The 3,527-nt window shown below is 70.7% G+C and carries 3 protein-coding genes; 2 read left to right on the plus strand and 1 reads right to left on the minus strand.

The features are described from left to right. Positions 1-1,083, minus strand: a 1,083-nt coding sequence (locus tag ACOADB_RS20125; protein ID WP_378602595.1) for a saccharopine dehydrogenase family protein, incomplete at its 3' end; no start/stop codon positions are given. A gap of 97 nt (positions 1,084-1,180) precedes the next feature. Between ACOADB_RS20125 and ACOADB_RS20130 the strand changes: the two genes are divergently transcribed. Both ACOADB_RS20130 and ACOADB_RS20135 read left to right on the plus strand, forming a co-directional pair. After that, the gene (locus ACOADB_RS20130; RefSeq protein WP_378602598.1) at positions 1,181-1,711 is read left to right on the plus strand and encodes a SigE family RNA polymerase sigma factor; all 531 of its coding nucleotides are present in this window, start codon (positions 1,181-1,183) and stop codon (positions 1,709-1,711) included. Further along, the coding region (locus ACOADB_RS20135; protein WP_378602601.1) for a beta-propeller domain-containing protein at positions 1,708-3,527 on the plus strand (1,820 nt) is incomplete at its 3' end. The genes ACOADB_RS20130 and ACOADB_RS20135, both read left to right, overlap by 4 nt.

The raw sequence follows: 3,527 nt of genomic DNA on the forward strand, positions 1-3,527 counted from the left end.
GGCCAGGCACAGGGCGGCCTCGGCCAGCATCTTCGCCGTCTCGGTGTAGCCGGGGTCGCCGCCGGAGACGCGGGTCCGCACCGACGTTCCGGCGCTCTCGGCCACGAAGTCGACGGTGAACCAGGACTTCTCGCGACGGCTGGCCGACGGACCCTCACCCTGCGGCACCCGCTTGAGCAGCGCGTTGCGCAGCGGCGGCACCTGCGAGGCCACGGCCAGTCCGCTCGCGCCGACGGCGCCGCCTGCGGCATAGCGAAGGGTCTTGGTGCCCGCGAAGTGGGAGTACGTGAACGCAGGGCCGTACGACGGCAGGGCTGCCCCGCTGCGCGCCACCACGAACGGGTCGATGGTCGGCAGGGGCAGCAGCCAGTAGCCGAGCTCGCTGTCGCGGCGGGGCCGTCCGGCACTCGCACGCGAACGGCGACCCTCGGGCCGCGGCTCCATCTTGCGACGGGCGCCGGAGGCCTCCTTCATCTGCCGCGCGCGGGAGAACGCCGTGAGCGCCGAGTGGAAGGTGCCGCCGGAGAATCCGGCCTTCGAGCGCACCACACCGCGCATCTCGACCGGTGCGGTCAGCTCGCCGCCGACCTCCTTGGCGAGCTCCTTGATCGTGAAGTACGCACCGAGGTCGTGCGGGATCGAGTCGAAGCCGCAGCAGTGCACGATCCGTGCGCCGGAGCCCTCGGCCGCGGCATTGTGCTCGACGTAGGTGCGGTCGACGAACTCCGGCTCACCCGTCAGGTCGACGTAGTCGGTGCCGGCGGCCGCGCACGCAGCGACCAGCGGGCCGCCGTACTCGATGTAGGGCCCGACGGTCGTGGCGACGACCTGGGTGGTGGCGACGACCTCGGCCAGGGCCGCGGCATCCGCCGCGTCGGCAACGAGCAACGGGAGGTCGGCCAGCGCGGGATTCACCCCTGCCAGCCGGGACCGGACCGCCTCGAGCTTCTTCTCGTTGCGGCCGGCGAGCGCCCAGCGCAGGTCCTTGGGCGCGTGCTCGGCGAGGTAGTCGGCGGTCAGGCCGCCGGTGAAGCCGGTTGCTCCGAACAGGACGATGTCGTAAGGGCGTGTGGAGGAAGCCATGTCGGGAGTCTTCCACTCCCGATGGAACCTCGCACCGGGGTGATGCCGTCATAGGTTCAGCACCAGCACCCAGGTTGGGCAGAACGACGGAGCACATGTGGATCCCGAGACCGAAGCGGTCTACGCCGACTATGTCGAGCAGAGCTGGCCGACCCTGGTGCGGGCGGCCATCTTCCTCGGCGCCCGGCCGCACGAGGCCGAGGACCTCGCGCAGACCACCCTGGTCCGCTGCTACACGGGCTGGGACCGGGTCAGCTCCGCCGACAACCGCGAGGCCTACGTCTACCGGATGCTCCTCAACTGCCTGCGCGACACCCGCCGCACGCGATGGTGGAAGGACCGGCAGTACGACGACCCGCGCTCCCTGGAACGCAGCGACCGCCCCCTCGGGGGCGATGCCGCCGAGCGGGTGGCCGTCGCGGACGCCGTACACCGTGCGCTCGGGACCCTGACCAAGCCCAACCGCGACGTGGTTGTGCTGCGGTACTTCGTGCAGCTGACCGAGAAGCAGACCGCCGAAGCCCTCGGCGTGCCGCCCGGCACCGTGAAGAGCCGGTTGTCCCGCGCGCTCGCCCACCTGGCCTCCAACGACCACCTCCTCGACCTGTCCGGAGGGACGAAGAAATGACCGACCTCGAGAACCTCTGGGACGACTACCCCACCGGCAAGGCACCGACCGGAGCGATCCTCGCCGCGGCGACGAAGGACCAGCAGCACCGCCGGCGGATCGTCGTACGGCCGTTGCTGACGGCGGCTGCCGTGACCGGCCTGGCCGGGGCATTCCTGACCGGCACCCTCGTCGATGACGGCTCCGGTGGTGGCGGCAACCCGCCGGGCACCGAGGCGTTGCCGAGCCATGTGGCGTTCCAGGCCGACCTCGAGCCGGCGAAGGACTGCGACGACCTGCTGCAGGCCTACATCGACCGGGCGCTCGACCTGGTCGGTCCGTACGGCTGGGGTGGCGGCGGTCCCGTCTACTACGGCAACGGCCTGCGTGAGCTCGGCGACGCAGTGGAGGACAGTGTCAGCGGCGCCGCGAGCCAGTCGTACAAGAGCCTCAACCGGGACACCACCCCGCAGACCTCCCGCCAGGAGAGCAGCGAGACGGGCACCAACGTGCAGGAGATGGCGGTCGACGAGCCGGACACCGCCAAGACCGACGGCAAGGTCCTCACCCTGGTCCGCGACGACGCCCTGTTCGTGTACGACGTCACCGGCTCCTCCACGAAGAAGCTCGGCCGGATCGGCCTCCCCGGCCTGGAGGATGCCGAGATCTTGCTGAGCGGCGACACCGTCGTCGCGATCGGTGCCGACGACGACGCCGACGTGCGTCCGAGCGACAAGTACGGCTACGGGTACGCCCAGCCGACCGGCACGCGCGTGCTGACCATCTCGCTCGCCGAACCGGCCGAACCGGAGATCACCCACGACGTCACCTACGACTCAGCCCTGTCCTCGGCCCGCCAGCACGGCTCGACCATCCGAATGGTGCTGTCCTCGGGGCTGCCGGACCTCGACTTCGTCGAGCCGCGCGGCAAGCGCAGCGACAACGAGGCGCTCAAGCACAACCGCAAGCTGGTCGAGGACTCCAAGATCGAGGACTGGCTGCCCACGATCACCTCGGGCGACGGTGACGACGCGAAGACCCAGCAGCTGCTCGACTGCACCAATGTCGCCATCCCCTCGGACGAGCTCGCCCTCGACACCACCAGCGTCGTCGGCTTCGACGCCGGGTCCCCGGACAAGGTCGACGCGATCGGCCTGGCCGGCCAGACCGGCATCGCCTACGAGTCCGCGGACCACCTCTACCTCGCCACGAGCGGCGGCTGGGGCGGCCTGCCGCGCTGCGACGTGTGCGACCTGCGCATCCAGCCGACGGGCGGCGGGTCGTCGTACCTCTTCGACTTCGAGCTCGACGGCAAGCAGGCCACGCACGTCGCGTCCGGCGAGGTCGAGGGCGCGATCCGCGACCGCTGGTCGATCGACGAGGCCGACGGCGTGCTGCGGGTGGCCGTCGGGCCGACGGAGGAGACGGGCAACTTCAACTCGATCGTCACCTTCGAGCGCGACGGCGACGAGCTCGTGGAGCACGGCCGCCTCGACAACCTCGGCCGCAACGAGGACATCCAGTCCATGCGCTGGTTCGACGACCTGGCGATCATGGTGACGTTCCGGCAGGTCGACCCGCTGTACGCCGTCGACCTCACCGACACCGCGAAGCCCAGGCTGCTCGGCAAGCTGAAGATCCCGGGCTTCTCGTCGTACCTGCACCCGCTCGGCCCGAACCGGATGATCGGCGTCGGCGAAGGCCCTGACGGCAAGGGTGGCTGGGGCGCCCAGATCGGCCTGTTCAACGTCCGCGACGTCACCAACGTGCGGCGGATGGACGTCCACAACTACGGCCCGGACACGACCGCCCGCGCCGGCCTCGACCCGCGCGCCTT

This window comes from Nocardioides sp. CPCC 206348, assembly GCF_048654705.1.
Taxonomy (GTDB): Bacteria; Actinomycetota; Actinomycetes; order Propionibacteriales; family Nocardioidaceae; genus Nocardioides.